Annotated in this window: 23 protein-coding genes, 1 tRNA gene and 2 pseudogenes; 19 read left to right on the plus strand and 7 right to left on the minus strand. The window is 57.4% G+C overall.

Going from position 1 to position 22,694, the window contains the following annotated elements:
* Nucleotides 1-7: 7 nt before the first annotated feature.
* The gene (locus N8E89_RS08105) at nucleotides 8-964 is read right to left on the minus strand and encodes a DMT family transporter (protein WP_262261680.1); all 957 of its coding nucleotides are present in this window, start codon (nucleotides 962-964) and stop codon (nucleotides 8-10) included.
* Nucleotides 965-1,386: 422 nt separating this feature from the next.
* On the opposite strand from N8E89_RS08105, the gene N8E89_RS08110 reads away from it, so the two are divergent.
* The 4 genes from N8E89_RS08110 (at nucleotide 1,387) to N8E89_RS08125 (ending at nucleotide 4,586) form a co-directional block, all read left to right on the plus strand.
* Nucleotides 1,387-2,262 (plus strand): LysR family transcriptional regulator, encoded by an 876-nt coding sequence (locus tag N8E89_RS08110; protein ID WP_106662410.1) that lies wholly within the window; start codon nucleotides 1,387-1,389, stop codon nucleotides 2,260-2,262.
* 110 nt (nucleotides 2,263-2,372) lie between these two features.
* A complete protein-coding gene (gene msrB / locus N8E89_RS08115) occupies nucleotides 2,373-2,816 on the plus strand; it encodes a peptide-methionine (R)-S-oxide reductase MsrB (RefSeq protein WP_106662411.1) in 444 nt (147 codons plus the stop codon).
* Nucleotides 2,817-3,323, plus strand: a complete 507-nt coding sequence (gene msrA, locus N8E89_RS08120; protein WP_106662412.1) for a peptide-methionine (S)-S-oxide reductase MsrA — start codon at nucleotides 2,817-2,819, stop codon at nucleotides 3,321-3,323.
* Between the two features lie 309 nt (nucleotides 3,324-3,632).
* Nucleotides 3,633-4,586: a YeeE/YedE thiosulfate transporter family protein gene (locus N8E89_RS08125; protein ID WP_262261682.1), complete on the plus strand. Its 954-nt coding sequence runs from the start codon at nucleotides 3,633-3,635 to the stop codon at nucleotides 4,584-4,586.
* Between the two features lie 134 nt (nucleotides 4,587-4,720).
* Here N8E89_RS08125 and N8E89_RS08130 read toward each other — a convergent pair.
* A tRNA-Ser gene (locus N8E89_RS08130) sits at nucleotides 4,721-4,812 on the minus strand.
* Nucleotides 4,813-5,191: 379 nt separating this feature from the next.
* Between N8E89_RS08130 and N8E89_RS08135 the strand changes: the two genes are divergently transcribed.
* From N8E89_RS08135 to N8E89_RS08150, 4 genes are all read left to right on the plus strand, one after another.
* Nucleotides 5,192-5,515 (plus strand): hypothetical protein, encoded by a 324-nt coding sequence (locus N8E89_RS08135; RefSeq protein ID WP_106662637.1) that lies wholly within the window; start codon nucleotides 5,192-5,194, stop codon nucleotides 5,513-5,515.
* A gap of 38 nt (nucleotides 5,516-5,553) precedes the next feature.
* The gene (gene msrA, locus N8E89_RS08140) at nucleotides 5,554-6,216 is read left to right on the plus strand and encodes a peptide-methionine (S)-S-oxide reductase MsrA (protein ID WP_106662414.1); all 663 of its coding nucleotides are present in this window, start codon (nucleotides 5,554-5,556) and stop codon (nucleotides 6,214-6,216) included.
* A gap of 211 nt (nucleotides 6,217-6,427) precedes the next feature.
* Nucleotides 6,428-7,423 (plus strand): BMP family lipoprotein, encoded by a 996-nt coding sequence (locus N8E89_RS08145; RefSeq protein ID WP_106662415.1) that lies wholly within the window; start codon nucleotides 6,428-6,430, stop codon nucleotides 7,421-7,423.
* An 83-nt stretch (nucleotides 7,424-7,506) separates the two neighbouring features.
* Nucleotides 7,507-8,148 (plus strand): LysE family translocator, encoded by a 642-nt coding sequence (locus N8E89_RS08150; protein ID WP_106662416.1) that lies wholly within the window; start codon nucleotides 7,507-7,509, stop codon nucleotides 8,146-8,148.
* 162 nt (nucleotides 8,149-8,310) lie between these two features.
* Here the strand turns inward: N8E89_RS08150 and N8E89_RS08155 are convergent, their stop codons facing one another.
* Nucleotides 8,311-8,523, minus strand: a complete 213-nt coding sequence (locus tag N8E89_RS08155) for a SlyX family protein (protein WP_106662417.1) — start codon at nucleotides 8,521-8,523, stop codon at nucleotides 8,311-8,313.
* 173 nt (nucleotides 8,524-8,696) lie between these two features.
* Here N8E89_RS08155 and N8E89_RS08160 point away from each other — a divergent pair, with 173 nt between their 5' ends.
* The 7 genes and pseudogenes from N8E89_RS08160 (at nucleotide 8,697) to deoA (ending at nucleotide 15,423) form a co-directional block, all read left to right on the plus strand.
* Nucleotides 8,697-10,229: an ABC transporter ATP-binding protein gene (locus tag N8E89_RS08160; protein WP_106662418.1), complete on the plus strand. Its 1,533-nt coding sequence runs from the start codon at nucleotides 8,697-8,699 to the stop codon at nucleotides 10,227-10,229.
* The gene (locus N8E89_RS08165) at nucleotides 10,226-10,777 is read left to right on the plus strand and encodes a cysteine hydrolase family protein (RefSeq protein ID WP_106662419.1); all 552 of its coding nucleotides are present in this window, start codon (nucleotides 10,226-10,228) and stop codon (nucleotides 10,775-10,777) included. The genes N8E89_RS08160 and N8E89_RS08165 overlap by 4 nt, the downstream gene beginning before the upstream one ends.
* Complete coding sequence (locus N8E89_RS08170; RefSeq protein ID WP_106662420.1) at nucleotides 10,774-11,919, plus strand: ABC transporter permease; 1,146 nt, start codon at nucleotides 10,774-10,776, stop codon at nucleotides 11,917-11,919. Before N8E89_RS08165 ends, N8E89_RS08170 begins: the two co-directional genes overlap by 4 nt.
* The gene (locus tag N8E89_RS08175; protein ID WP_106662421.1) at nucleotides 11,919-12,890 is read left to right on the plus strand and encodes an ABC transporter permease; all 972 of its coding nucleotides are present in this window, start codon (nucleotides 11,919-11,921) and stop codon (nucleotides 12,888-12,890) included. The genes N8E89_RS08170 and N8E89_RS08175 overlap by 1 nt, the downstream gene beginning before the upstream one ends.
* A gap of 10 nt (nucleotides 12,891-12,900) precedes the next feature.
* Complete coding sequence (locus tag N8E89_RS08180; RefSeq protein WP_106662422.1) at nucleotides 12,901-13,305, plus strand: cytidine deaminase; 405 nt, start codon at nucleotides 12,901-12,903, stop codon at nucleotides 13,303-13,305.
* Nucleotides 13,302-14,102, plus strand: a complete 801-nt coding sequence (locus tag N8E89_RS08185) for a purine-nucleoside phosphorylase (RefSeq protein ID WP_106662423.1) — start codon at nucleotides 13,302-13,304, stop codon at nucleotides 14,100-14,102. Before N8E89_RS08180 ends, N8E89_RS08185 begins: the two co-directional genes overlap by 4 nt.
* A 6-nt stretch (nucleotides 14,103-14,108) precedes the next feature.
* Nucleotides 14,109-15,423, plus strand: a pseudogene (deoA, locus tag N8E89_RS08190) (thymidine phosphorylase).
* Nucleotide 15,424: 1 nt separating this feature from the next.
* Here the strand turns inward: deoA and upp are convergent.
* Both upp and N8E89_RS08200 read right to left on the minus strand, forming a co-directional pair.
* A complete protein-coding gene (gene upp, locus N8E89_RS08195) occupies nucleotides 15,425-16,051 on the minus strand; it encodes a uracil phosphoribosyltransferase (RefSeq protein ID WP_106662425.1) in 627 nt (208 codons plus the stop codon).
* A gap of 33 nt (nucleotides 16,052-16,084) precedes the next feature.
* Nucleotides 16,085-17,104 (minus strand): adenosine deaminase, encoded by a 1,020-nt coding sequence (locus N8E89_RS08200; protein WP_106662426.1) that lies wholly within the window; start codon nucleotides 17,102-17,104, stop codon nucleotides 16,085-16,087.
* Between the two features lie 123 nt (nucleotides 17,105-17,227).
* Between N8E89_RS08200 and ubiE the strand changes: the two are divergent.
* From ubiE to N8E89_RS08220, 4 genes and pseudogenes are all read left to right on the plus strand, one after another.
* A pseudogene (gene ubiE, locus N8E89_RS08205) lies at nucleotides 17,228-18,005 on the plus strand (bifunctional demethylmenaquinone methyltransferase/2-methoxy-6-polyprenyl-1,4-benzoquinol methylase UbiE).
* A gap of 14 nt (nucleotides 18,006-18,019) precedes the next feature.
* Nucleotides 18,020-19,597, plus strand: coding sequence for a 2-polyprenylphenol 6-hydroxylase (gene ubiB, locus N8E89_RS08210; protein WP_262261687.1), 1,578 nt, complete (start codon nucleotides 18,020-18,022; stop codon nucleotides 19,595-19,597).
* A 68-nt stretch (nucleotides 19,598-19,665) separates the two neighbouring features.
* Complete coding sequence (gene coaBC, locus N8E89_RS08215) at nucleotides 19,666-21,060, plus strand: bifunctional phosphopantothenoylcysteine decarboxylase/phosphopantothenate--cysteine ligase CoaBC (RefSeq protein ID WP_245448554.1); 1,395 nt, start codon at nucleotides 19,666-19,668, stop codon at nucleotides 21,058-21,060.
* A gap of 37 nt (nucleotides 21,061-21,097) precedes the next feature.
* Complete coding sequence (locus N8E89_RS08220) at nucleotides 21,098-21,625, plus strand: GNAT family N-acetyltransferase (protein ID WP_106662429.1); 528 nt, start codon at nucleotides 21,098-21,100, stop codon at nucleotides 21,623-21,625.
* A gap of 59 nt (nucleotides 21,626-21,684) precedes the next feature.
* On the opposite strand, the gene N8E89_RS08225 is transcribed toward N8E89_RS08220, so the two are convergent.
* Nucleotides 21,685-22,227, minus strand: a complete 543-nt coding sequence (locus N8E89_RS08225) for an SRPBCC family protein (protein ID WP_106662430.1) — start codon at nucleotides 22,225-22,227, stop codon at nucleotides 21,685-21,687.
* Nucleotides 22,224-22,628: an ArsR/SmtB family transcription factor gene (locus N8E89_RS08230; RefSeq protein ID WP_106662431.1), complete on the minus strand. Its 405-nt coding sequence runs from the start codon at nucleotides 22,626-22,628 to the stop codon at nucleotides 22,224-22,226. The genes N8E89_RS08225 and N8E89_RS08230 overlap by 4 nt, the downstream gene beginning before the upstream one ends.
* Nucleotides 22,629-22,694: the final 66 nt, after the last annotated feature.

The following is a 22,694-nucleotide window of genomic DNA, read 5'->3' on the forward strand; positions in this document are numbered from 1 at the left end:
GCCTCACTCACCTTACAATGCTCTGGTCTTGCCGTTGAGAGTGGAAGGCATTGATCGCCATCACAACGCCGAGAACGAGCAGCATTATTCCAATCGACTCCGCAAGGGTTGGCCAACGATGGCGGACCATCAGCCCAAAACAGGTAGCAAAAACAATTTCCGTCATCAGCAACTGGCCCGTGAGCGCCACTGGCAGGCGCTGCGATGCTATTGTCCAAGCCCACGCTCCCCCGATTGAGGCTACAGCTGCCAACATGAAAGCTGGTAGGTAGAGATTGTTGATGGCGCCAAAGCCAAGACCGATTTCCGGGGCTCTGAACAAGCTCATACCGTAGCCGATCGGGAGAAATGCCAATGTCTGGATGCTGCCTCCAATCATCATCAGCGCCGTCCAGACGCGCGCATCCATGTGGGGCCTTTTCAGTAGTGCACTCTGGTTTGCGATCCTGAACCAAGTCCACAGAGCTACCGCCGCAATGGCAAACGCGATACCAATAACAAGCGATTTTTCCCGCTGCACTTCCGCCTGCACTATACTGCTACCATTGACCAGCAGCAGCCCTGTCGCCGCCAGCGCAAGGGGGATCAGAAGAGGCAGCCACGATATACTCCGCCCGCGATAATTGCCGGCGATCGCCAAGACGACAGGCACCAGACCGAGAAAGGCGGGAGGGATCACGGGGCCTGCATATACGGCGGCGATCATGACAGTCAGGAAGTAGCCCACATATCCGATGAAGGCGAGGCCGGCCGCAGCAAACCAATCTTGTAGCGTGAGCTGGCGACATTGGTCTGCGCTGGCAATGAGGATCGCGATCCCGATCAAACCAGATAGCAGAAATCGGCAAGCGGCAAGGTCGAAGATCGAATAATCTCCGATCACAAAGGGTGCGACAAAATTCATCGACCATGTGAGAGAAGCAAATATAGCTGCCGCGATGCCTGCAGTTGATACATTTTTCATAAGAGAGTTTGGCCATTCAGTTTCGATCAAAACGGTCTTAAGTATGGAACTACGTCAAAGAGCGATTTTGTGGTCCAGCGCTTGGACCAGTCTATTTCATTTCAATTGTGAATGCATGCGGCTATCATCAGCCTATGGCCTACTGAAAGTAGAAAAATGAATTGGAGTGACATCCGCTATTTCCTTGCCGTTGCCCGACATGGCGGCTTGATGAGCGCGGCCAAGCAACTCGGCGTTAGCCGGCGTGCAAAACGTAGCCGCGTCGTTTCCGACTTGCTCGCTCAGGTCATTCAGGGCCAACAGGGAATCTTGACCGCTTCGCCTACCCGGAGAAAAAGCGGCTTAGTGGGAGCAGCGATCGGGGAAGGTTGCGTATCTCAGGTACCGCCAAGCATCCGGCTAACAAAAGTGGGACGTCATCCATGGACATCAATCAGGTCAGGTATTTCCTCAATCTGGCCGAAACATTGAATTTCACCGAAGCCGCGCGTCGTAGCCGTGTTTCGCAGCCCAGTTTAACGCGGGCAATTCAGCGTCTCGAGGAACAACTGGGCAGTCCACTGATCTATCGCGACGGTAAGGACAGCCGCCTTACGGCGCTTGGTCGTGACGTACAAGCCGAGTTCATGCGGATCGAGCTCGCCCTCCGGAATGTGCGTGAGCATTCCGAGAGCACCGTTCTGGGCCGGCGCCGGATTCTCGACATCGCCGTGGCTCCGACCATTGGTCCCGCCAGGTTCACCGCATTTTTTTTCGACGTGCTTGGCCAGCTTCCTTCCGTGAAGATCAACATGCATCAGCTATTGTCCGGGGAGAGTGCGGACGAGGTGCTTTCGGGCAAGTACCACGCCTGTATCCTGCCGGGAATGCCGCGTCCCAATCCCAAGCTCAATGTCGTGCCGTTGTTTCGTGAGCGATTCCTCCTGGCTTGCGCAAAAGACCATCCACTGGCCGGAAATGACGTCATCACCACCGAGGCTCTGGCCACCTACCCGTATGTTGACCGGCTGGCCTGCGAGTTCCACTCCCAGATCACCGAGCACCTGATGGACCACGACGCGGTTATGCAACCGCGGTTCAGTGCCGAGCGAGAGGATTGGGTTCAGCAAATAGTGGCAGAAGGCCGCGCGATCTGCATTATGCCCGAGCATTCCGCGGTCGTGCAGGGATTAGTAACCCGCCCAATTCAAGGCATGTCACTGGAACGCGAGCTGGTATTTGTAACGGTTTCCGGTTCCGGCACACCGCGTGAGGTCCGCAGGATCGCGCAGATGGCTGCTAGGCACGACTGGACTTGACCTTGCGGGACTGCCGTGTCGCGCAGCTATCGAATCTATGCACATCCTCTATTGGGAATCTTCCCGACCATTCGCCATATTAAGGCAAGACCAACAATGGAGTTGTGGCAATGAAGTACGCAAAGACTGACGAAGCGGTCGGCAAGCTTACGTCCGTGCAGTATCGCGTGACCCAGGAAAACGGCACCGAACGGCCGTTCACCGGCGAGTATCACGACAACAAGGAGCCGGGGATTTATGTCGACGTCGTTTCTGGAGAACCACTGTTCGCCTCAGCCGACAAGTTCGATTCCGGCTGTGGCTGGCCGAGCTTCACCAGGCCGATCGTACCGGCGAATGTCAACGAACTGCGGGACGACACGCATGGCATGACCCGCACGGAGGTACGCTCGGTGTATGGTGACAGTCACCTCGGCCATGTGTTTCCCGACGGCCCGCAAGATCAGGGCGGGCTACGCTACTGCATCAATTCCGCTTCACTTCGTTTCATTCCGCGCGACGAAATGGAGGCTGAGGGCTATGGTGCGTATCTCAATCAGGTGGAGGATATTTAAATGACCGAGAGAGCTGTTTTGGCTGGTGGTTGTTTCTGGGGCATGCAGGACTTGATCCGCAAGCTTCCCGGGGTGATTGGCACCCGTGTAGGCTACACTGGCGGCGACATACCGAATGCGACCTACCGCAATCACGGTACCCACGCCGAGGGAATCGAGATCACCTTTGATCCGGAGATCACGAGCTATCGGCGGATTCTGGAGTATTTCTTCCAGATCCACGATCCCACGACGAAAAACCGGCAGGGCAATGATATCGGCAGCTCATACCGATCGGCGATCTACTACATCGGCGACGAGCAGAAGCGAATAGCCGAGGAAACCATCGCCGACGTGGACGCTTCGGGGTTGTGGCCGGGCAAAGCCGTGACCGAGGTCGAGCCGGTGACGGATTTCTGGCAAGCAGAGCCGGAGCACCAGGACTACCTGGCGCGTTACCCAACCGGCTATACCTGCCATTTCCCTCGCGCCAACTGGGTGCTGCCCCACCGGAAAGCGGCCGAATAGCTGCCCAATCCAGCGGCGGATATTGTTCTAGCCAACTCTTCACGCCTGGCGCATATGCCAGGCGTGAAGAGCGATGCTGCTCGGCGGCATGCCCAGGATCTCTCGCGTGCCAACCAAAGCAAACTGTTCTCCTGGCGGCCGGGCCGAATAGGCCGCACTGGCCTACCGTAAGGAATTGGCCTACTATCAGCTTGCGGGATTGCACCCCTGCACTTGAGGAGCATTTCTCCCGGAAGCAAGTCGCGTGAATCGCAGCGATAGTGATCAGTGTGAAATTTCTGGACGTGTCTGGAACTGGAGCAGGGCGCGGTGGACGAATTCCTCGTGAGCGTATCTGGGTCAGGCTTCGCAAGTATGGAGATCTGGGCGGGTGTGGCTTTGCTCGGCACACTGGGATTTGTCCTCGGTTTCGCCCTCAATTATGGATCGATCTGCACAGTTATCGCCACGAGGGAATTGGTTTCGGAGAAGAGACCGGCGCGATTTATTGCGATCGTCGAATGCGCCGTCTGGGCGGCCCTTGTCTATGCCATAGTCGAAACGTCACCGACGATGCAGCGGGGTTGGTCGTCGCTCGGATATATCGTTCCCGCAGCCATATTGTTCGGAATCGGACTTCATGTGAACGGCGCGTGTGTGTTTGGGTCCGTTGGACATTTCGGAAATGGCGACTCTGAGTTTGTGTTCACGTTTTTTGGTATCTTTGCGGTGTTCTACTTTGAATCTCTGTTTGGACTGCTTCCGGAGCGGTCACCGGCAAGTGCGCCCGTGCCATTTGAGCCGGTCCTTCTCATAACCGCATTGTTGGCAACGCTGGTATTGAGGCTTGGTGTGTCTTTCAAATCCGAGTCCAACTTCTGGCGGCTGACGGTGTCGATGGTAGCGATCGGAACGACCTTTACGATCCTGGCAATTATTGCACCCGGATTCTCGATCACGGCATCATTTGGATCGGTCATTTCGATCCCTCTTGCAGGCCCCATGACTTTAGGCTGCATGTTCGCCGGCAGTCTTGTCTCAGCAAGGTTCAGGAGGCGTCGATCTGAGTTGAAATGGCCTACAGTTAACACCATAGTTTGGAGAACAGTCGGCGGCACACTTATGGGAATGGGTGCGCTGCTCATTCCAGGTGGTAATGATACGCTGCTGCTGATTGGTTTTCCCATGGGGGCATGGCAGGCTGCGCTTGCCTACACGCTGTTCGTTGCAACGCTTGCAGCACTCATTGCCAGATTTGGTTCGATGGCAAAATCCTGGTCATGATGTTCTCTTGGTCAGGCGATTGGCTATCTCCTGTCCGGCCCGCTCTTTCAAAACGTTCTCATATGGCAGACCTCAAGGTGGATCAAAGCAAATCCAGCACCGTAGCTATGTGAAAGGAAACAATCAGCATAAAATGGCGGAGAGAGCGGGATTCTGAACCCGCGTTACGCTTTTGACGTAAACACACTTTCCAGGCGTGCGCCTTCAACCACTCGGCCACCTCTCCACTCAACGTCCGGCATCTGGCCGGGCGGGTGAATTTTTCTCAGCCGGAACGCCCGGCTTCGAGAGCACCGTCAACCATCGGTCACTCAATCTTTGGATGCGCACGCAACGCCTGCCGGTGGTTAGCCGACAGTGACCCGTGCGGCGCGCACTATAGTCAGAACAGGCACTCGATCAATACCTATTTCAACATAATCGCGCTTTGCCGCAGTTTCATCGCTTTCCCACTGAAATTGCTGGGAATTTTCTCGAATGTTTCGGCCGGTGCCATCAAAACACCAGGAAAATTCAATTCATTTGCAGCGAGATCCGGCGCTAGAATGCCATTCGTCCAGTCAGATGCCCCTCTCGCATTTGGCGACTTGTTCTTGGAGATAGATGTGATCCGTTCGCTTTTCAGGCTGCTCGCCTATATTGCCCTCAGTCTGGCGATCATTGCCGCCGTTCTTGACGCTGCTCGCTCAGTTGGCGCGTCACATTTGATCATGACATCGCTCCGGGACAGCTGGCAGTCCATATCGGCGTCGTCGCTTGCGCTTGCCGAAACCAGCGTCAAAACCCATATTTACTCGATTTTGTGGGATCCGTTGATGCTCTGGGTGCTCGAAACGCCGACTTTTATCGTTTTTGCCCTACTCGCCTTTGTGCTCTATGCCATAGGTTACAGGCGCCAGAACAGGGTGGGGCGCTTCGCAGCCCGTTGAAGCACGATGGAACTACTCCTTATCCTGGAGGTATTCCGATGTTCATCATAGATATGTTCAACAAGAAAACCAGAATGCCTGATAGGGCGGAAGCTCTTCCAGGCCGCGCGACGGCGATTCCCACCGCTGAAACGCATTTTGTGAATGGACGCCCGTTGAACGGTCCGTGGCCGGACGGTCTGCAGACCGCGATGTTCGGCATGGGTCGCTTCTGGGGCGTCGAACGGCTGTTCTGGCAAGTGCCTGGCGTTTACGTCACCGCCGCAGGTTACGCCGGCGGCATCACGCCGAACCCCACCTACCAGGAAACGTGCACCGGGCTGACCGGCCACAATGAAGTGGTGCGCGTGGTCTTCGATCCGGACATCATTTCCTATGACGAACTATTGTCGCTGTTCTGGCAAGAGCATGACCCCACACAGGGCATGCGCCAAGGCAATGATATCGGCACGACCTATCGCTCGGGCATCTACACCTTCACGCCGGAACAGAAGGTTGCTGCCGAAGCAAGCCGAGATGCCTACCAGAAAGCGCTTGCCGCTGCTGGCCATGGCAAGATCACCACGGAAATTCTGGAAGTGCCGGAATTTTACTACGCGGAGGACTATCATCAGCAATATCTCGCCAAGAATCCCGCCGGTTATTGTGGCCTGCGGGGCACCGGCATTTCCTGCCCTATTCCACAGGCAAAAGCAGTCTAACAGTCTGACTTTGCTGAATTTTCGACGAGCGCTGCATTTGCTGGACAATGCTTCTGGCAATATTTGACCATCAGGCAAAATTTCGCGTGAAATTTGCCCTCTGACATGCAAGATTGCTTGCGGGGCGGCTGCCTCTGACGTTGCCGCAACGATCTTGGGACTCAACAGCAAGTTGGTCCTGCTCAACAAAATCTAGAGGGGTTGGTATCAAATGAAGCGTATTGTTCTTGGTCTCCTGGCTGCCACAGCTATGTCCGTCTCGGCCTTTGCTGCAGATGACAAGCCAGCCGTCATTTACGATCTTGGCGGAAAGTTCGACAAATCCTTCAATGAAGCCGCTTTCAATGGCGCAGAGAAATACACGGCCGATTCCGGTGTCAAATATCGCGAGTTCGAAATCCAGAACGAAGCGCAGCGCGAACAGGCATTGCGCAAGTTTGCAACCGACGGCAATTCGCCGATCGTCATCGCCGGCTTCTCGGCGGCCGCGGCAATCGAAAAGGTTGCAGGTGAATTCCCGGATACCAAATTCGTCATCATCGACGCGGTAGTGGAAAAACCCAACGTGCGCTCGGTCGTATTCAACGACAATGAGGGGTCCTATTTGGTTGGTGTGATTGCCGCCAAATCTTCAAAGACGGGGACCGTGAGCTTCATTGGCGGTATGGACGTCCCGCTCATCCGCAACTTCGCCTGCGGCTATGTCGGCGGCGTCAAGGCTACCAATCCGGAAGCCAAGGTGATCCAGAACATGACTGGCGATACTCCGGCTGCGTGGAACGATCCGGCCAAGGGGGGTGAAATTGCCAAGTCGCAGATGGATCAAGGCTCGGATGTCATTTTCGCGGCCGCTGGCGGCACCGGCATAGGCGTCCTGCAGGCAACTGCCGACGCCGGCAAGCTGGGCATCGGTGTCGACTCCAACCAGAACGGCCTGCACCCGGGCAAGGTTTTGACCTCGATGCTCAAGCGCGTTGATGTTGCGACCTACAATGCCTTCAAAGATGGTGCTGAAGGCAAGTTCACCGCCGGCGTCAATGTGCTCGGCGTGAAAGAAGCGGGCGTGGACTATGCTGTTGACGACAACAATGCCAAGCTGATGACCGATGACGTCAAGAAGGCTGTTGAGACTGCCAAGGCGGATATCATTTCCGGCAAGGTCAAGGTTCACAATTACAATACCGACAATGCCTGCCCGTACAAATAAGCACGGACTTATCAATGATTCAAAGCCGCCGGTTTATTGACCGACGGCTTTGTTTTTTCAGATCGCCGCAAAAGGAGACCGCCATGACTGCCTTTGCTGTCCTTCTCAGTATTCTCGCCGCCATCGCAATTGGTGCGATGAGCCCTGGTCCGAGTTTCGTCCTTGTTTCCCGCATCGCCGTCGTCTCGTCGCGCAGCCACGGTCTCGCTTCGGCGCTCGGCATGGGTGTGGGTGGCGCGTTCTTTGCTGCTTTGGCCGTCCTTGGCCTAACCGCCCTGCTCATGCAGTTCGAATGGCTCTATCTCATGCTGAAGATACTCGGCGGTGGCTATCTGATTTACCTGGCGATCAAGATCTGGCGCGGCGCATCGGAGCCGCTGGCGCCGTCGGGAACAAGCGAGAAAACCCGGGGCATTTCCGTTTTCCGTGCCTTCCTGCTCGGATTGATGACGCAGCTCAGCAACCCCAAGACCTCGATCGTCTACGCCAGCATTTTCGCGGCGCTAATGCCGCCCTCGCCGCCGATATGGCTGCTCTTTGCCCTGCCGCCAATAATATTCTGCGTGGAAGCGGGTTGGTACACCATCGTTGCGGTAGCCTTCTCAGGGTCGCGCGCTCGGCTGATCTATGCCCGCTTGAAGCGGTGGATCGACCGGGGCGCTGGCGCTGTGATGGGTGCGCTGGGGCTGAAGCTGATGGTCGAGGCTTTCAAGGCGAGAACCTGATCAAAGTTCCCGCGCCAGAACGACAGGACCAGTTTCAGCGCCTGTGAGTGTCTCAAATTCCCGCCCGCCGATACGCCGGTATTGAACGGCCTCGCTCGTAAAGAAGAGCAAGCCACGGCCGGCACCATGCGAAGAAATTCGAGCGCTCTACGAAGATCACCATCAGTAGTGCGGTGGTTTGGTTACTGGAATATCGGGGGCCGTCTGCTCTTCCAGCACGAGAAACCGGTCGGTCAATGCATCGAGTTTGCGGCGCATCCCCTCTATGACTTTCCATTGCCCGGCTACCTGGCCGGAAAGTTCCTCGATCGTCTTTTCCTGCTCGGTCACCAGAATCTCGAGGCGGGTCAAACGGTCCGTGTTATCGGCTGTCATTGCTCGTCTCCTTCACCGTGCACGCTTCTCTCTAGTCCGGGTTCGATCATGGTTCAAGTTTGATAGGCTTTGATGATTGTTGAATCTTGTTTTCTTGACTGGAAAGAAAAAAATCCCGTGTTAGGGTCGAATTCCGAAAAGACGATAAAAGCTGAACAACAGCGGATGGGGACATGGCCGAGCCGGCGATTGAACTTGTTGGAATTGATAAGCGTTTTGGTGCCGTTCATGCCAACCGCGACATTCATCTGCGTGTCGAGAAAGGCACGATTCACGGCATTATTGGTGAGAACGGCGCCGGTAAATCGACGCTGATGTCCATCCTTTACGGATTTTATCAGGCGGATTCTGGAGACATTCGCATCAATGGGACCATGGCCAGCATTCCTGATCCCAATGCCGCCATCGCGCTTGGCATCGGCATGGTTCATCAGCATTTCATGCTGGTAGAAAACTTCACGGTGCTTGAGAACGTCATGCTGGGCGTGGAGGGTGCACCACTCTTGAAGAATGGCATAGCCAAGGCGCGCGCCGAATTGAAGCGGCTCGAGCGGGAATATCAGTTGGACGTCGATCCCGACGCATTGATCGAGGAGCTCCCCGTCGGTCTGCAGCAGCGCGTCGAAATCCTCAAAGCGCTCTATCGCGGTGCGGAGATCCTGGTGCTTGATGAGCCCACGGGTGTGCTGACGCCGCCGGAGGCCGATCATCTTTTCCGTATCCTTGAGCAACTGAAGGATCAGGGCAAGACGATTATTCTGATCACGCACAAGCTGCGCGAGATCATGGCAGTAACGGACAATGTTTCTGTCATGCGGCAAGGCGCTATGGTCGCGACCCGCAAGACCGAAGAGACCACGGTGGAAGAACTTGCCGAATTGATGGTCGGCCGCCGCGTGCTCCTCAGGGTACAGAAGGGCGAGGCGAAACCCGCCGAAATCAAGCTTTCTGTCGAGAACCTGACCGTACGCGACAGCCGCGGTGTTGTGATGGTCGAAAATGCATCCTTCACCGTACGTGGCGGCGAAATCGTCGGGATTGCTGGTGTGGCTGGCAATGGTCAATCGCAGCTGATTGAAACCATTGCCGGCATACGTACTGCGGTCTCTGGGCGTGTGCTTCTCGACGGGCAGGTTATCGACATAACCGGCGCTGCCGATCCGGGTGAGCTGCGCGATCGCGGGCTCGCGCATGTGCCGGAAGACCGCCATCATATGGGCCTGGTGCTGGCCTTCGAGGAATACGAGAATTCAATCCTGGGCTACCATGACGATCCGCTCTATCTCAACGGGCCATTTCTCGATCTCGATGCAATCCAGGCCGATGCACGCAAGAAGATCGAGAAATACGACATTCGCCCCAGTGACCCGCGGCTGAAGACTGCGAATTTTTCCGGCGGCAATCAGCAAAAGATCGTGCTCGCGCGTGAAATGGAACGCGATCCCGGTGTTCTTATCATCGGCCAGCCGACGCGTGGCGTCGACGTGGGCGCGATCGAGTTCATCCACAAGCGCATCATTGAAATGCGCGATGCGGGCAAAGCTGTGCTGCTTGTCTCCGTGGAGCTCGATGAAATCCGCTCGCTCTCCGACCGCATCCTGGTGATGTTTGCCGGCCGCATCGTTGGCGAACGCGACTCGGACGCCAGCGAAGGCGAGCTTGGTTTGCTCATGGCCGGCGTCGAACAGCAGGAGGCGGCGGAATGACGACTCAGGCACTGGTCGTCATCGATGTGCAAAACGCCATCGATGATCCGAAATGGGGCCGGCGCGGTCAGCCTGAAGCCGAAGCCGCGATCGCCCGGCTGCTGGCCGCCTGGCGTGAGCGACGCTTGCCGGTTATCCATGTGCGCCACGATTCCACAGACCCCACATCGCCCTACAGGCCGGGAACGGAAGGTAATGAGTTCAAAGCCGAGGTAGCGCCGCAATTGGGTGAGCCGGTCGTCGACAAGCGCACCAACAGTGCCTTCATCGGGACGGACCTCATGGATGTCCTGGACGAATTGCAGGTACACAGTCTCGTCATCACGGGCGTGCTGCTCGAAAACTCTGTCGACGCCACGGTTCGTATGGCCGCCAATCTCGGATTCGAGGTCACCGTTCCAGAAGATGCTGTCGCGAGCATCGACCGCAAGGATCATTGCGGCAAGCACTGGGCCGCTGAAGATGTCCATGCTTTGGCACTATCCATCCTTGATGGCGAATATGCCCGTATCTCAACCGCCGACGCGATCATCGAGACCTTGCCATGAGCCAGCCCTTTGCCAAATTGCCCGCCTGGGCCGACTATGGCCTCCTGCCGCTAATCAATCTGATTGTCGCCTTTTTCGTCGCCGGTCTTGTCGTTCTCCTTGTTGGCGAAAGCCCGGTCGATGCTGCCATCTTGATGGTCAAGGGTGCCTTCGGTTCGGGCGATGGCGTCGGTTATACGCTTTATTATGCGACGAATTTCATCTTCACCGGCCTTTGTGTCGCCGTCGCGTTTCACTGCGGCCTGTTCAATATTGGCGGTGAAGGCCAAGCCTATATTGGCGGTCTTGGCGTTGCGCTGGTGGGGCTTGGTCTTGGCAGCGCTCTGCCCTGGTGGCTGGCCTTCCCCTTGGCAATCGTGGCATCAGCGCTCGTCGGTGCATTGTGGGCATTGATCCCGGCATGGCTGCAAGCCAAGCGCGGATCACACGTTGTCATCACTACGATCATGTTCAACTTCATCGCCGCCAGTATCATGGTCTATCTTCTGGTTGGACCATTGAAGCCTTTAGGCAGCCAAGCCCCGGAGACCCGCGTCTTCGGCGAGGGTGGGCAGCTGCCGGGACTTGGCTGGCTATTGAACCTGGTCGGGCTCAATATGCGTTCGGCCCCGCTCAACATCAGTTTCCTGCTTGCCCTTCTGGCTGCATTTCTTGTGTGGGTGCTAATCTGGCGCACAAAGCTTGGCTATGAAATCCGCACCATGGGCTTCAGCCCCAAGGCGGCGCGCTATGCTGGCATCAGCGAGCTGCGGATCATTATCATTACCATGATGATTTCGGGAGCGCTGGCCGGGATGATGGCCCTCAATCCGATCATGGGCGCACAACACCGGGTGCAGCTGGATTTTGTTGCCGGTGCTGGCTTCGTCGGCATTGCTGTGGCGCTCATGGGCAGATCGCATCCAGCGGGCATCGTTTTGGCCGCAATCCTCTTCGGCATGCTCTATCAGGGCGGCGCGGAAATCGCCTTCGACATGCCCAACATTTCCCGCGATATGATCGTCATCATTCAAGGGCTGGTGATCCTGTTTGCCGGTGCGTTGGAGCACATGTTCCGCCCCTCGCTGCAACGTATTTTCCAGCGTATTGGCCGGGGGAAACGCGGGACGGCACCAGCAGTGGTGGCGGGAGGAGGCCAGTGATGGAATCGCTCACTACAATCCTCCAGCTGTTCGATTCGACGATCCGGCTTTCCGTTCCGTTGCTGCTTGCTTGTCTGGCGGGTCTCTATTCCGAACGTGCCGGCATTTTCGACATTGGTCTGGAGGGCAAGATGCTTGCCGGGGCTTTTGCTGCCGGTGCTGCCGCCACCTGGTTCGGCTCGGCCTACATCGGCCTGTTCGCTGCAGTGCTCATATCGGTGGCACTCGGCCTTGTGCACGGCTTTGCGTCCATCACTCACCGTGGCAACCAGATCGTTTCCGGCGTTGCCATCAACTTCATTGCTGCAGGAACGACAGTTATTCTCGGGCAGGCGTGGTTCAGCCAGGGCGGGCGAACGCCTTCGCTTCCCAACGATGCGCGTTTCAATCCGATCAATCTTCCGGGCGCACAGGCATTGCGCGATGTGCCGGTCATCGGCCCGATCTATTATGAATTGATATCCGGCCATTCGATACTCGTCTATCTGGCTTTTGCCATGGTTCCCTTTACCTGGTGGGTGCTCTACCGCACGCGATTTGGCCTGCGCCTGCGGGCGGTCGGCGAAAATCCAGCAGCCGTGGATACCGCCGGTGTGTCCGTGCCATGGCTGCGCTATCGCGCGGTAATCTGCTGCGGTGTGCTCTGTGGCGTGGCGGGAGCCTATCTGGCAACTGCCCAAGGGGCTGGCTTCGTCAAGGACATGACCGCGGGCAAGGGTTATATCGCGCTTGCGGCATTGATCTTTGCGAAATGGCGTCCGGTGCAGGCCATGTTTGCCTGCCTGCTCTTCGGCTTCCTCGACGCGGTGGCAATCCGCATGCAGGGGCATCCCCTGCCACTCATTGGCGAAGTGCCGGTGCAATTCATGCAGGCCTTGCCCTATATCCTTACCGTCGTCCTCCTGGCCGGGTTCATCGGCAAGGCCATCCCGCCAAAGGCCGGTGGCGTCGCCTATGTGAAAGAAAGATGAGAAGTTGCAAATGAGCAAGGATCTGTTCGATGCGGCGTTTGCCGCCATGCAGAAGACGCATTCACCTTATTCGCAATTCCCGGTCGGGGCGGCAATTCGCACCAGCGACGGGCGCATCTTTTCCGGCTGCAATATCGAAGTCGTTTCCTATCCTGAGGGCTGGTGTGCCGAAACCACTGCCCTGTCGCATTTCGTCATGGGCGGTGGTGGCACGATCACGGAAATCGCGGTTGTCGCGGAGAAGAAGGCAAAATGCACACCTTGCGGCGGCTGCCGTCAGCGCCTGGCCGAATTCGCCGGACCTGAAACGCGCCTGCATCTTTGCGACAACAATGGAATTGTTGAAACCCTGACGATGAGGGAAATCTTTCCCTATGGCTTCGACGCCGAAGTTCTTGGCAAAGGTGCAGCATGATCGCACCTGCGACAGAAGCTCTTATCCAAAAGCTCAATGGTCTTGCGCCGCGCATCGCGCTGGTGCTTGGATCCGGCCTCGGTTCGCTGGTTGATGCCGTGGAAAATGCCATCCGCATCCCCTATTCCGATCTTCCAGGCTTTCCGCATAGCGGCGTCTCGGGTCATGCGGGCGAAGTCGTCGCAGGTTATCTCTCGGGCAAGCCGGTGCTGATGCTGGCGGGCCGTGCCCATTATTACGAGAAGGGTGATGCCTCAGTCATGCGGCCCGTGATCGCAGCGCTTGCTGATCTTGGCATCGAAATGCTGATCCTCACCAATGCTGCCGGTTCAGTCCGTCACGACCTCGTGCCAGGCAGCGTGATGTTAATCGATGATCACATCAATTATTCCGGCCTCAATCCTCTGATTGGAGAGCCGTCGGATCAGCGCTTTGTCGGCATGACGGCAGCCTATGACAAGAAGCTCAAGGACGCCCTGACCATCGCTGCCGGTGAGGTTGGGGAAATGCTTGCGCCAGGCGTTTACATGTGGTTTTCCGGACCCTCGTTTGAAACACCGGCAGAAATTCGCATGGCACGCACGCTCGGTGCTGATGCGGTCGGCATGTCGACCGTGCCGGAGGTCATCCTTGCCCGCTTCTTTGGCCTGCGTGTCGCAGCTTGCTCGGTGATTACCAATTTCGGAGCCGGCATGACCGGGGCGGAGCTTTCCCATGAGGAGACCAAGGATGTAGCGCCAAAAGGCGGCGCACGCCTGCAGAAAATCATCCGGGCGCTGGTTCGGGAGATCGGTTAGGCGATGTTGTTGCCCCAGGAAATTATCCGCCGCAAACGCGACGGACAAACGCTGGATGCGGCGGACATAACCGCCTTTGTCAATGCCATGAGTTCAGGTGCGATCACCGAGGGCCAAGTTGCGGCATTTGCCATGGCGGTGTTCTTCAACGGTATGAAACGTGATGAGGCAGTGGCGCTGACGCTCGCCATGCGCGATTCAGGCGATATTCTTGACTGGTCCGATTTGCCTGGGCCCGCCGTCGATAAGCATTCGACCGGTGGCGTGGGTGACAATGTCTCGCTGATGCTGGCACCGATAGCCGCCGCCTGCGGCGCTTATATTCCGATGATCTCGGGGAGGGGCCTCGGTCACACGGGCGGAACGCTCGACAAGATGGACGCGATTCCCGGATACCGCAGCCAGCCGGACAATGCGCTGTTCCGCAAGGTGGTGCACGAAGTTGGTTGTGCGATCATAGGGCAGACAGCCAATCTCGCTCCCGCAGACAAGCGTTTCTATTCAATCCGCGATGTCACCGCGACGGTGGAATCCATCCCGCTGATTACTGCCTCGATTCTGTCGAAGAAACTTTCGGCCGGACTCAACGCATTGGTGTTGGATGTGAAGTCCGGCAATGGTGCCTTCATGTCCAGAAATCGCGATGCCGTATCCTTGGCCGAGAGCATTGTGGCGGTGGCTCAAGGGGCGGGTTTGGCGACCACGGCGCTCCTCACGGATATGAATGAACCGCTGGCCCTCGCCGCCGGCAATGCAGTCGAGGTGAAGAATGCCGTCGATTTTTTGACCGGCGACCGGCGTGATGCCCGTCTCGAAGCGGTCACACTGGCGCTGGTTGCCGAGATGCTGGTCTCAGCCAAGCTCGCACCAAATCACAAGGTCGCGACGGAAAAGGCACGGGATGCCTTGAGCAGCGGCAAAGCGGCGGAAATCTTCGGGCGTATGGTGTCCGGGCTCGGCGGTCCGGCAGATTTCGTCTCTCGCGTCAGCCATCATTTGCCCGTTGCCCCCGTGACGCACGAGGTGAGGGCCCCACAGACGGGTCATGTCTCGTCGATAGATACCCGAGCAATTGGTGTTGCGGTTGTGACGCTGGGTGGCGGCCGGATCCGTCCGCAGGATCCTATTGATCATGCGGTAGGGGTAACGGCTCTTCAGCCAATTGGCGCCAGGATGGACGAAGGCGAACCGGTCGCTCTTGTGCATGCTCGCAACCACGATGACGCCGCCGCCGCCGTGCGCGTCATCGAGATCCGCTTATGGCTTTTCGGAACGCAAACCGCGCACTGTCAACCCCGTCTTCCGCCGCATAGGCGCGTGACTCACTTCGTTCCGTACATGCGGTCCCCGGCGTCGCCGAGACCGGGGACGATATAACCCTTTTCGTTCAGATGGCTGTCAATGGCCGCCGTGAAAACCTGCACGTCCGGATGCGCTTTGGTAAAGCGCTCAATGCCTTCCGGTGCGGCGAGCAAGCAGAGGAATCGAATGTTGCTTGCGCCGCGATCCTTCAGTTTCTGAATGGCGGCTATGGCGGAATTGGCCGTTGCCAGCATCGGATCGACAACGATTATCAGCCGGTTGACGATGTCTTCCGGCGCTTTGAAGTAGTACTCCACCGGCAGCAGTGTTTCATGGTCGCGGTAAAGCCCGATATGTGCGACGCGAGCCGCTGGCACCAGATCGAGCATGCCCTCAAGCAGTCCATTGCCGGCACGCAGGATCGAGGCGAAGACGAGCTTCTTTCCCTCGATGACCGGCGCTTGCATCTCCATCAACGGCGTCTGGATGGTGATATTCGTCAGCTGCAGATCGCGCGTCACCTCATAGCACAGCAGCAGGGAGATTTCCTTGAGCAACCGGCGGAATCCGGCTGTCGAGGTATCCTTGTCGCGCATGATTGTGAGCTTGTGCTGGACAAGCGGATGGGAAACGATCGTAACGCCCATGGGAAATCCCCTTCATTCTGAATATGCCGAACCTTAGCTGCTCGACACCGATCCCGCAAAGAGCTCATCGGCAACGCGCACAGTTTTGTCGGGGTGAAGACGTTCAAGCAGCTTCGTTCGCGTATTTTCGTCAACAAAAGCCCCCTTGATCGCTGTTTCGGTCACCGCATTGAGCATCTCTTCATCATAACCAAAATAAGTCGCCGCGATCTCGTATTCCCGCGCAAGGTCCGTATGGAAAAAGGGCGGATCATCGGAGTTAAGCGTCACCGGAACTCCAGCTCTCGCAAGCTCTGCAAAGGGATGGGCAGGAAAATCGGGATAGACGCTCAGCGAAATATTCGACCCTGGACAGCATTCGAGCATGATCTGGTCATCTGCCAGCCGCTTGACCAGATCGGGGTTTTCGATCGCGCGCACGCCATGGCCGATGCGCGCGGGTCTGAGTGCATCCAGGGCGTCTGCGACGCTTTCCCAGCCCGACAGTTCGCCCGCATGCACGGTAATGCCCAGCCCCGCATTGCGTGCCAGGTCGAACGCCGCGGCGAAGTCCTTGGGGCTATGCATCCGCTCATCGCCGGCCATTCCAAAACCTGTGACCAGCGGGTGCGGATTGTCCGCGATATACTGCGCAGCCGCCAGCACGGCCTCGGGCCCTTTGTGACGCAAGCCCGTCGCGATCATCCGGCATTCCAGGCCGGTAGCGCCTTTGGCCCGGCGCATGCCTTCCGCGAGCCCTTCAATGTAGGCGCGCGGGGAGAGCCCGGCGCTGATGGCATGGTCTGTTGAGATGAACACTTCCGAATAGATGGCGCCTTGCCTGCTCAGCGAGAGCAGATAGTCTTCGGCAAGATCGGCGTAGTCCTCGTCGGTACGAAATAGCATCGAGGCCTGATCATAGGCGCGGAGGAAGGATGTAAAGTCGTGCCAGACGAATTTGCCACCCTGAAGGAATGCCGAAACATCTGCGCCATATTTGGTGGCCTTTCGCTCGACCAGGCCAGGCGAGGCGGCCCCTTCCATGTGGCAATGCAATTCGGCTTTCAGGACCATTCCGGTCACTCCAGAAAAATTAAACAAATTAATCGACGCGGCGCTTCACCGCGCTACAGACAATAGCCTTATGCGTTTCAATCTTCTATGGTTCGCCGCAACATAGATCAGCAGGTACACACAATGAGCCAGCAACGAACCGGGGCCCATGGCGGCATGGAAACATCCTTCGGCTTTCAGGATGTCAGTGATGGGGAAAAGCAGGCACGCGTCAATGATGTCTTCCATCGCGCCGCCAAGCGCTACGACGTGATGAACGACCTGATGTCAGGCGGCCTGCATCGGGTCTGGAAGGATCTGATGATTGCCTGGCTTTCACCTTCCAGGACGGCGAATTGGAAAGTGCTCGACGTGGCCGGCGGCACCGGCGACGTCGCCTTCCGGATCATCGAAGCCTCCAATCGCAATGCCCATGCGACCGTGCTCGATATCAATGGCTCCATGCTTGGCGTCGGACGCGACCGCGCCGAAAAGAAGGGCCTTGCCGACAACGCCGAGTTTGTCGAAGCCAATGCAGAAGAACTTCCCTTCGGCGATGCGAGCTTCGACGCGTACACGATCGCATTCGGCATCCGCAATGTCCCGCATATCGATCGCGCACTGTCCGAGGCCTTCCGTGTTTTGAAGCCGGGCGGGCGATTCCTCTGCCTCGAATTTTCCGAGGTCGAACTGCCGGTCCTTGACAAGATCTATGACGCCTGGTCGTTCAACGCCATTCCGAAGATAGGCAAGGCAGTGACAGGCGATGCCGATAGCTATCAGTATCTGGTGGAGTCGATCTCGCAAGTTTCCGCGTCAAGCGGATTTCGCCGAGATGATCCGTCAGGCAGGCTTCGAGCGGGTGAGCTGGCGCAATTTTACTGGCGGCATCGCCGCGCTGCATTCCGGCTGGAAGTTGTGAGTTGTGATTCCTGAATGAGTAAGCTTGCAGCAACATTTCGCCTGATGCGGGCCGGATGGATCATGACGCGTGAGGGGGTCATATCTGCCTTGCCCGCGGAAGGTCTGAGCGGCCTTCCTGCGTTCGGTCATCGGGTGGCCGGGCTTCTGGCGCGCAGGCGTGCCATGACCGCACAGCGTTCCGAACGTATGTCGCGCGCCATCAACAAACTCGGTCCATCCTACGTCAAGCTTGGCCAATTCCTGGCAACGCGTCCCGACGTGGTCGGAAATGAGGTGGCGGACGATCTGGCGCTCTTGCAGGACCAGCTTGATTTCTTTCCGATGGAGGCTTCGGTCAAGGCAATAGAAGGCTCGCTGGGACGGTCTGTCGAGGACCTTTATGTAAGCTTTAACGAACCAATGGCCGCGGCCTCGATAGCGCAGGTGCATCCGGCGTTCGTCAGAAACAATGGCGAGCTCAAGAAGGTTGCCGTCAAGGTGGTGCGCCCCGGCGTTCGCCAGCGATTCAACAATGATTTGGAGAGTTTTTTCCTGGTCGCGAAATGGCAGGAGCGTTATGTGCCGGCCACGCGCCGCCTTCGACCCATCGAAGTCACGCGTACCCTCGCTCAAACGACCCGCATTGAGATGGATATGCGGCTTGAGGCGGCGGCATTGTCGGAGATTGGCGAAAACACCAAGGACGATCCGGGGTTCCGTGTTCCAACTGTGGATTGGGAGCGCACCGGACGTGACGTCCTGACGCTCGAATGGATCGACGGCGTGAAAATGTCGGACATCGAAGGTTTGCGTGCTGCCGGCCATAATCTCATCAAGCTCGCGGAAACACTTATCCAGTCGTTCCTGCGCCACACATTGCGCGATGGTTTTTTCCATGCCGACATGCATCCCGGTAATCTCTTCGTCGATCCCGAGGGCCATATCGTTGCGGTGGATTTTGGCATTACCGGCCGCTTGGGCAAGAAGGAGCGCCGCTTTCTTGCCGAGATCCTGTACGGCTTCATTACCCGGGATTATGCGCGTGTCGCCGAAGTACATTTTGAAGCCGGCTATGTGCCGCATCATCATGATGTATCGAGCTTTGCCCAGGCAATCCGCGCCATTGGCGAGCCGATTCACGGACAGCCGGCGGAAACCATTTCCATGGCGAAACTGCTGACGCTGCTTTTCGAGGTCACCGAGCTATTTGATATGGAGACCAGGCCCGAGCTCGTCATGCTGCAGAAAACCATGGTCGTTGTTGAAGGCGTATCACGTACGCTGGATCCGCATTTCAACATGTGGAAAGCATCCGAGCCCGTTGTCGGCGGCTGGATCCGCCGCAATCTCGGGCCGCAGGGCATTCTCATTGACGCCCGCGACGGCGCAAATGCCCTCCTGCATCTGGCCAGGCAGGCACCTGAACTTCTGGCGCGCGCGGATCGCTTGTCACAGGAACTCGACCAGATGGCGGCGAATGGATTGCGCTTTGATGAACAGACCGCCAAGGCAATTGGCAAGGCCGAGGCGCGGCATACGCGTTCCGGCCGCGCTGCACTTTGGGTGATTGCAATTTGCCTTGTCGCGATCACCTATAAGCTTGTCGCTTGAAGAAACGATGCGATTGGTGATATCATTGATTGCAAATTGCGGGATAATTTTCGCGAAAGTGCAATCATATGGCCAGTATCACAATCCGAAATCTTGACGATACCATCAAGGAAAAATTGCGTCTGCGCGCTGCGGCACATGGACGTTCGATGGAAGAAGAGGTCCGGCTTCTCCTCGGGGGACTGGGAAATACGACTCCCACCGGGCTTGCACCTGCCGCCGTGAATGCTCATTCCGTCGCGTCGGGCTCCCTTTCCGGGCGGCGCGTACTCCTGATCATCGGCGGTGGCATTGCCGCGTATAAATGCCTCGACCTGATTCGGCGGTTGCGCGAACGGGGCGCCCAGGTGCGGCCGGTTTTGACCAAAGCGGCTGAAGAGTTCGTCACGCCGCTGGCTGTCGGCGCGCTTGCTGCCGACAAAGTCTTCACCGAGCTTTTCTCCCGCGAGGATGAACACGATGTCGGCCATATCCGCCTCTCGCGTGAAGCCGATTTGATCGTCGTTGCGCCGGCGACGGCCGACCTCATGGCCAAGATGGCAAATGGTCTTGCCAATGACCTCGCATCTGCCGTGCTGATGGCGACTGACAAGCGTGTGTTGATTGCCCCGGCAATGAACCCGAAAATGTGGGACCACCCGGCCACGAAGCGCAATCGCGCGACTCTGGAGAAGGATGGCATCCATTTTGCTGGTCCCAGCAGTGGCGAGATGGCAGAGAGTGGTGAAGGCGGTACGGGACGCATGGCCGAACCGCTGGAGATCGTTGCGGCGATCGAGCTGCTGCTCGACCGCCGTCCCAAGCCGCTGACAGGCAAGACCATAATCATGACCTCGGGACCGACCCATGAGCCGATTGATCCGGTGCGCTACATCGCCAATCGTTCTTCCGGCAAGCAGGGCCACGCTATTGCCGCAGCACTGGCGAAGCTCGGCGCCACAGTACGGCTGGTTTCCGGACCTGTGAGTATTCCCGATCCTGAAGGTGTTACGGTAACCCACGTCGAGTCGGCACGGGAAATGCGTGATGCGGTGGAACAGTTTCTGCCCGCCGATGCCGCTGTCATGGTCGCTGCGGTGGCGGATTGGCGCACGGCAAACGAGGCCGGCGAAAAGATCAAGAAAAAGCCGGGTGAAAAAGCCCCGGCGCTGCAAATGGTCGAGAATCCCGATATCCTCGCAGGTATCGGTCATAGCAAATTGCGGCCGCGCCTTGTCGTTGGCTTTGCCGCCGAAACCCAGGATCTGTTGAAGAACGCGCGCAAAAAGCTCGACAAGAAGGGTGCTGACTGGATCGTCGCCAACGATGTCAGCCATGCCACGGGTGTCATGGGCGGCGATCGCAATGCGGTGCGCATCGTCAGCCGTTCAGGTGTGGAAGAATGGCCGGACATGAGCAAAGGCGAGGTTGCTGAACGACTGGCTGCCAGGATCGCCGCCGCATTGCAGGCGGTTGAGGTTTAGGGCTAAGACCGGTCGGCATGAAAACGGAGTACCATTCATGATTCCCACCCTTGAAACCGATCGCCTTATCCTGCGTCCCCATCGGCGCGAGGATTTTGAGGCGGTTCACGCCATGTGGCAGCACCCCGCGATCTACACGCAAATAACGGGAAAACCATCGACCCGAGAACAATCCTGGGCACGCCTCTTGCGCTATGCGGGTCTCTGGCCCCTGATCGGTTATGGCTTCTGGGCAATGGAAGACAAGGCAACCGGACGCTTTGTCGGCGAGCTCGGCTTTGCCGACTTTCAGCGGGAGATCAACCCGCCGTTCGGTGACGCGCCGGAAATGGGCTGGGTCCTCGCACCGGAAATTCACGGCAAGGGCTATGGCAGCGAAGCGCTGGCGAGCGTTGTTGAGTGGGGCGATACATTCTTCAAGCAGGATCGGGCGCTTTGTATCATATCGCCGGAAAACGCCGCCTCGTTGCGAGTTGCCGAAAAGAACGGCTTCAGCAAGGTTCTCGAAACGACCTATACGGATGAGCCCGTCATACTTTTGGAACGGGCGTTTCGACCCAATTAATTGCCGCCGAGGCTGGCACGGTGTCAGCCTCGGCGTTATGTAAGCAAACACTTACAGTTCTATTCGACGATAATCTGGCTGTATTCCTTTCTGAGTCGTTCGAAATTGCCCCAGAACCCCGGCGTCTTGTCGCCATTGAGGTGATCGATGAGCACGCCGAGATGGGTGTGCCAGCCACTCGCAACCATGACCATTGAATCGGCACTGGCAAGACGCGTATGGGTCACCCTCAGCAATGTGTCGGCGCCTTTCGCTTCGAGTTCGAATGTGACTTCGGAATCCTGTCCCCCGTCCGGCCACGTAATGCTCAAGACATGCGGCGGCTCATAACGAAGAACCTTGCCTTCATTGGTTGCACCTTCGAAGTTCTTGAATTCGGCCGGTGTCGTTTCGTCCGTAAGTTGCGAATGGTAAAAGGTCAGTTTGACGTCACCGCCGACGTAATCGGCCATCGGGCCTTGCGCCAGCCATTTTTTGCGCTTGTCCGATTCCGTCAGATATGCCCAGACCCGTTCAATAGGGCCTGGCAGGATGCGTTCGATGCGAACCGTACGAGGCGCGGTGACAACGCCGAGCCGATCATTTCCAACATGCTCGTTCATTTCTGTCTCCTTGACGTATTTTCAGGTGTTGACGGTTTTTCTGGCAGTTTCCCGGCCGCCTGGGCCGTGGCGCGATCCTCCTCACGCAGGATTTCCTCAAGATCTTCCAGACGCGAGGTCCAGAACCTTTCATACGTGCGCAGCCACTCCTGTGCCTCGGCGAGCCGCGCCGCCTCAAGCTGGCACATATGAGTCCTGCCCTGGACATGCCTGCGGACCAGCCCGGCCCCTTCCAGCACCTTGATATGTTTCGACGCGCCCGCCAGCGACATGTTGAAGGGTGTCGCGAGTTCACTGACCGAGCGTTGACCATCCGTGAGCCGGTGGAGCATCGCCCTTCGCGTCGGATCAGAAAGGGCGTGGAATACGGCGTCGAGATGAGGTGCCTGAAATTCAACCATATGGTTTAATATCATTGAACCCAAATTTAGTCAACCATATGGTTGAATATTATTCTGCCAACATTA

Origin of the sequence: Phyllobacterium sp. A18/5-2, from assembly GCF_025452215.1 — a bacterium.
Lineage (GTDB): Bacteria > Pseudomonadota > Alphaproteobacteria > Rhizobiales > Rhizobiaceae > Phyllobacterium > Phyllobacterium sophorae.

Excerpts from the sequence above, each read along its gene's own strand:
- N8E89_RS08105 (WP_262261680.1), bottom strand. The coding sequence starts at position 964 with ATGAAAAATGTATCAACTGCAGGCATCGCGGCAGCTATATTTGCTTCT.
- N8E89_RS08110 (WP_106662410.1), top strand. The coding sequence starts at position 1,387 with ATGGACATCAATCAGGTCAGGTATTTCCTCAATCTGGCCGAAACATTG.
- msrB (WP_106662411.1), top strand. The coding sequence starts at position 2,373 with ATGAAGTACGCAAAGACTGACGAAGCGGTCGGCAAGCTTACGTCCGTG.
- msrA (WP_106662412.1), top strand. The coding sequence starts at position 2,817 with ATGACCGAGAGAGCTGTTTTGGCTGGTGGTTGTTTCTGGGGCATGCAG.
- msrA (WP_106662414.1), top strand. The coding sequence starts at position 5,554 with ATGTTCATCATAGATATGTTCAACAAGAAAACCAGAATGCCTGATAGG.
- N8E89_RS08145 (WP_106662415.1), top strand. The coding sequence starts at position 6,428 with ATGAAGCGTATTGTTCTTGGTCTCCTGGCTGCCACAGCTATGTCCGTC.
- N8E89_RS08150 (WP_106662416.1), top strand. The coding sequence starts at position 7,507 with ATGACTGCCTTTGCTGTCCTTCTCAGTATTCTCGCCGCCATCGCAATT.
- N8E89_RS08155 (WP_106662417.1), bottom strand. The coding sequence starts at position 8,523 with ATGACAGCCGATAACACGGACCGTTTGACCCGCCTCGAGATTCTGGTG.
- N8E89_RS08160 (WP_106662418.1), top strand. The coding sequence starts at position 8,697 with ATGGCCGAGCCGGCGATTGAACTTGTTGGAATTGATAAGCGTTTTGGT.
- N8E89_RS08165 (WP_106662419.1), top strand. The coding sequence starts at position 10,226 with ATGACGACTCAGGCACTGGTCGTCATCGATGTGCAAAACGCCATCGAT.
- N8E89_RS08170 (WP_106662420.1), top strand. The coding sequence starts at position 10,774 with ATGAGCCAGCCCTTTGCCAAATTGCCCGCCTGGGCCGACTATGGCCTC.
- N8E89_RS08175 (WP_106662421.1), top strand. The coding sequence starts at position 11,919 with ATGGAATCGCTCACTACAATCCTCCAGCTGTTCGATTCGACGATCCGG.
- N8E89_RS08180 (WP_106662422.1), top strand. The coding sequence starts at position 12,901 with ATGAGCAAGGATCTGTTCGATGCGGCGTTTGCCGCCATGCAGAAGACG.
- N8E89_RS08185 (WP_106662423.1), top strand. The coding sequence starts at position 13,302 with ATGATCGCACCTGCGACAGAAGCTCTTATCCAAAAGCTCAATGGTCTT.
- upp (WP_106662425.1), bottom strand. The coding sequence starts at position 16,051 with ATGGGCGTTACGATCGTTTCCCATCCGCTTGTCCAGCACAAGCTCACA.
- N8E89_RS08200 (WP_106662426.1), bottom strand. The coding sequence starts at position 17,104 with ATGGTCCTGAAAGCCGAATTGCATTGCCACATGGAAGGGGCCGCCTCG.
- ubiB (WP_262261687.1), top strand. The coding sequence starts at position 18,020 with ATGAGTAAGCTTGCAGCAACATTTCGCCTGATGCGGGCCGGATGGATC.
- coaBC (WP_245448554.1), top strand. The coding sequence starts at position 19,666 with ATGGCCAGTATCACAATCCGAAATCTTGACGATACCATCAAGGAAAAA.
- N8E89_RS08220 (WP_106662429.1), top strand. The coding sequence starts at position 21,098 with ATGATTCCCACCCTTGAAACCGATCGCCTTATCCTGCGTCCCCATCGG.
- N8E89_RS08225 (WP_106662430.1), bottom strand. The coding sequence starts at position 22,227 with ATGAACGAGCATGTTGGAAATGATCGGCTCGGCGTTGTCACCGCGCCT.
- N8E89_RS08230 (WP_106662431.1), bottom strand. The coding sequence starts at position 22,628 with ATGGTTGAATTTCAGGCACCTCATCTCGACGCCGTATTCCACGCCCTT.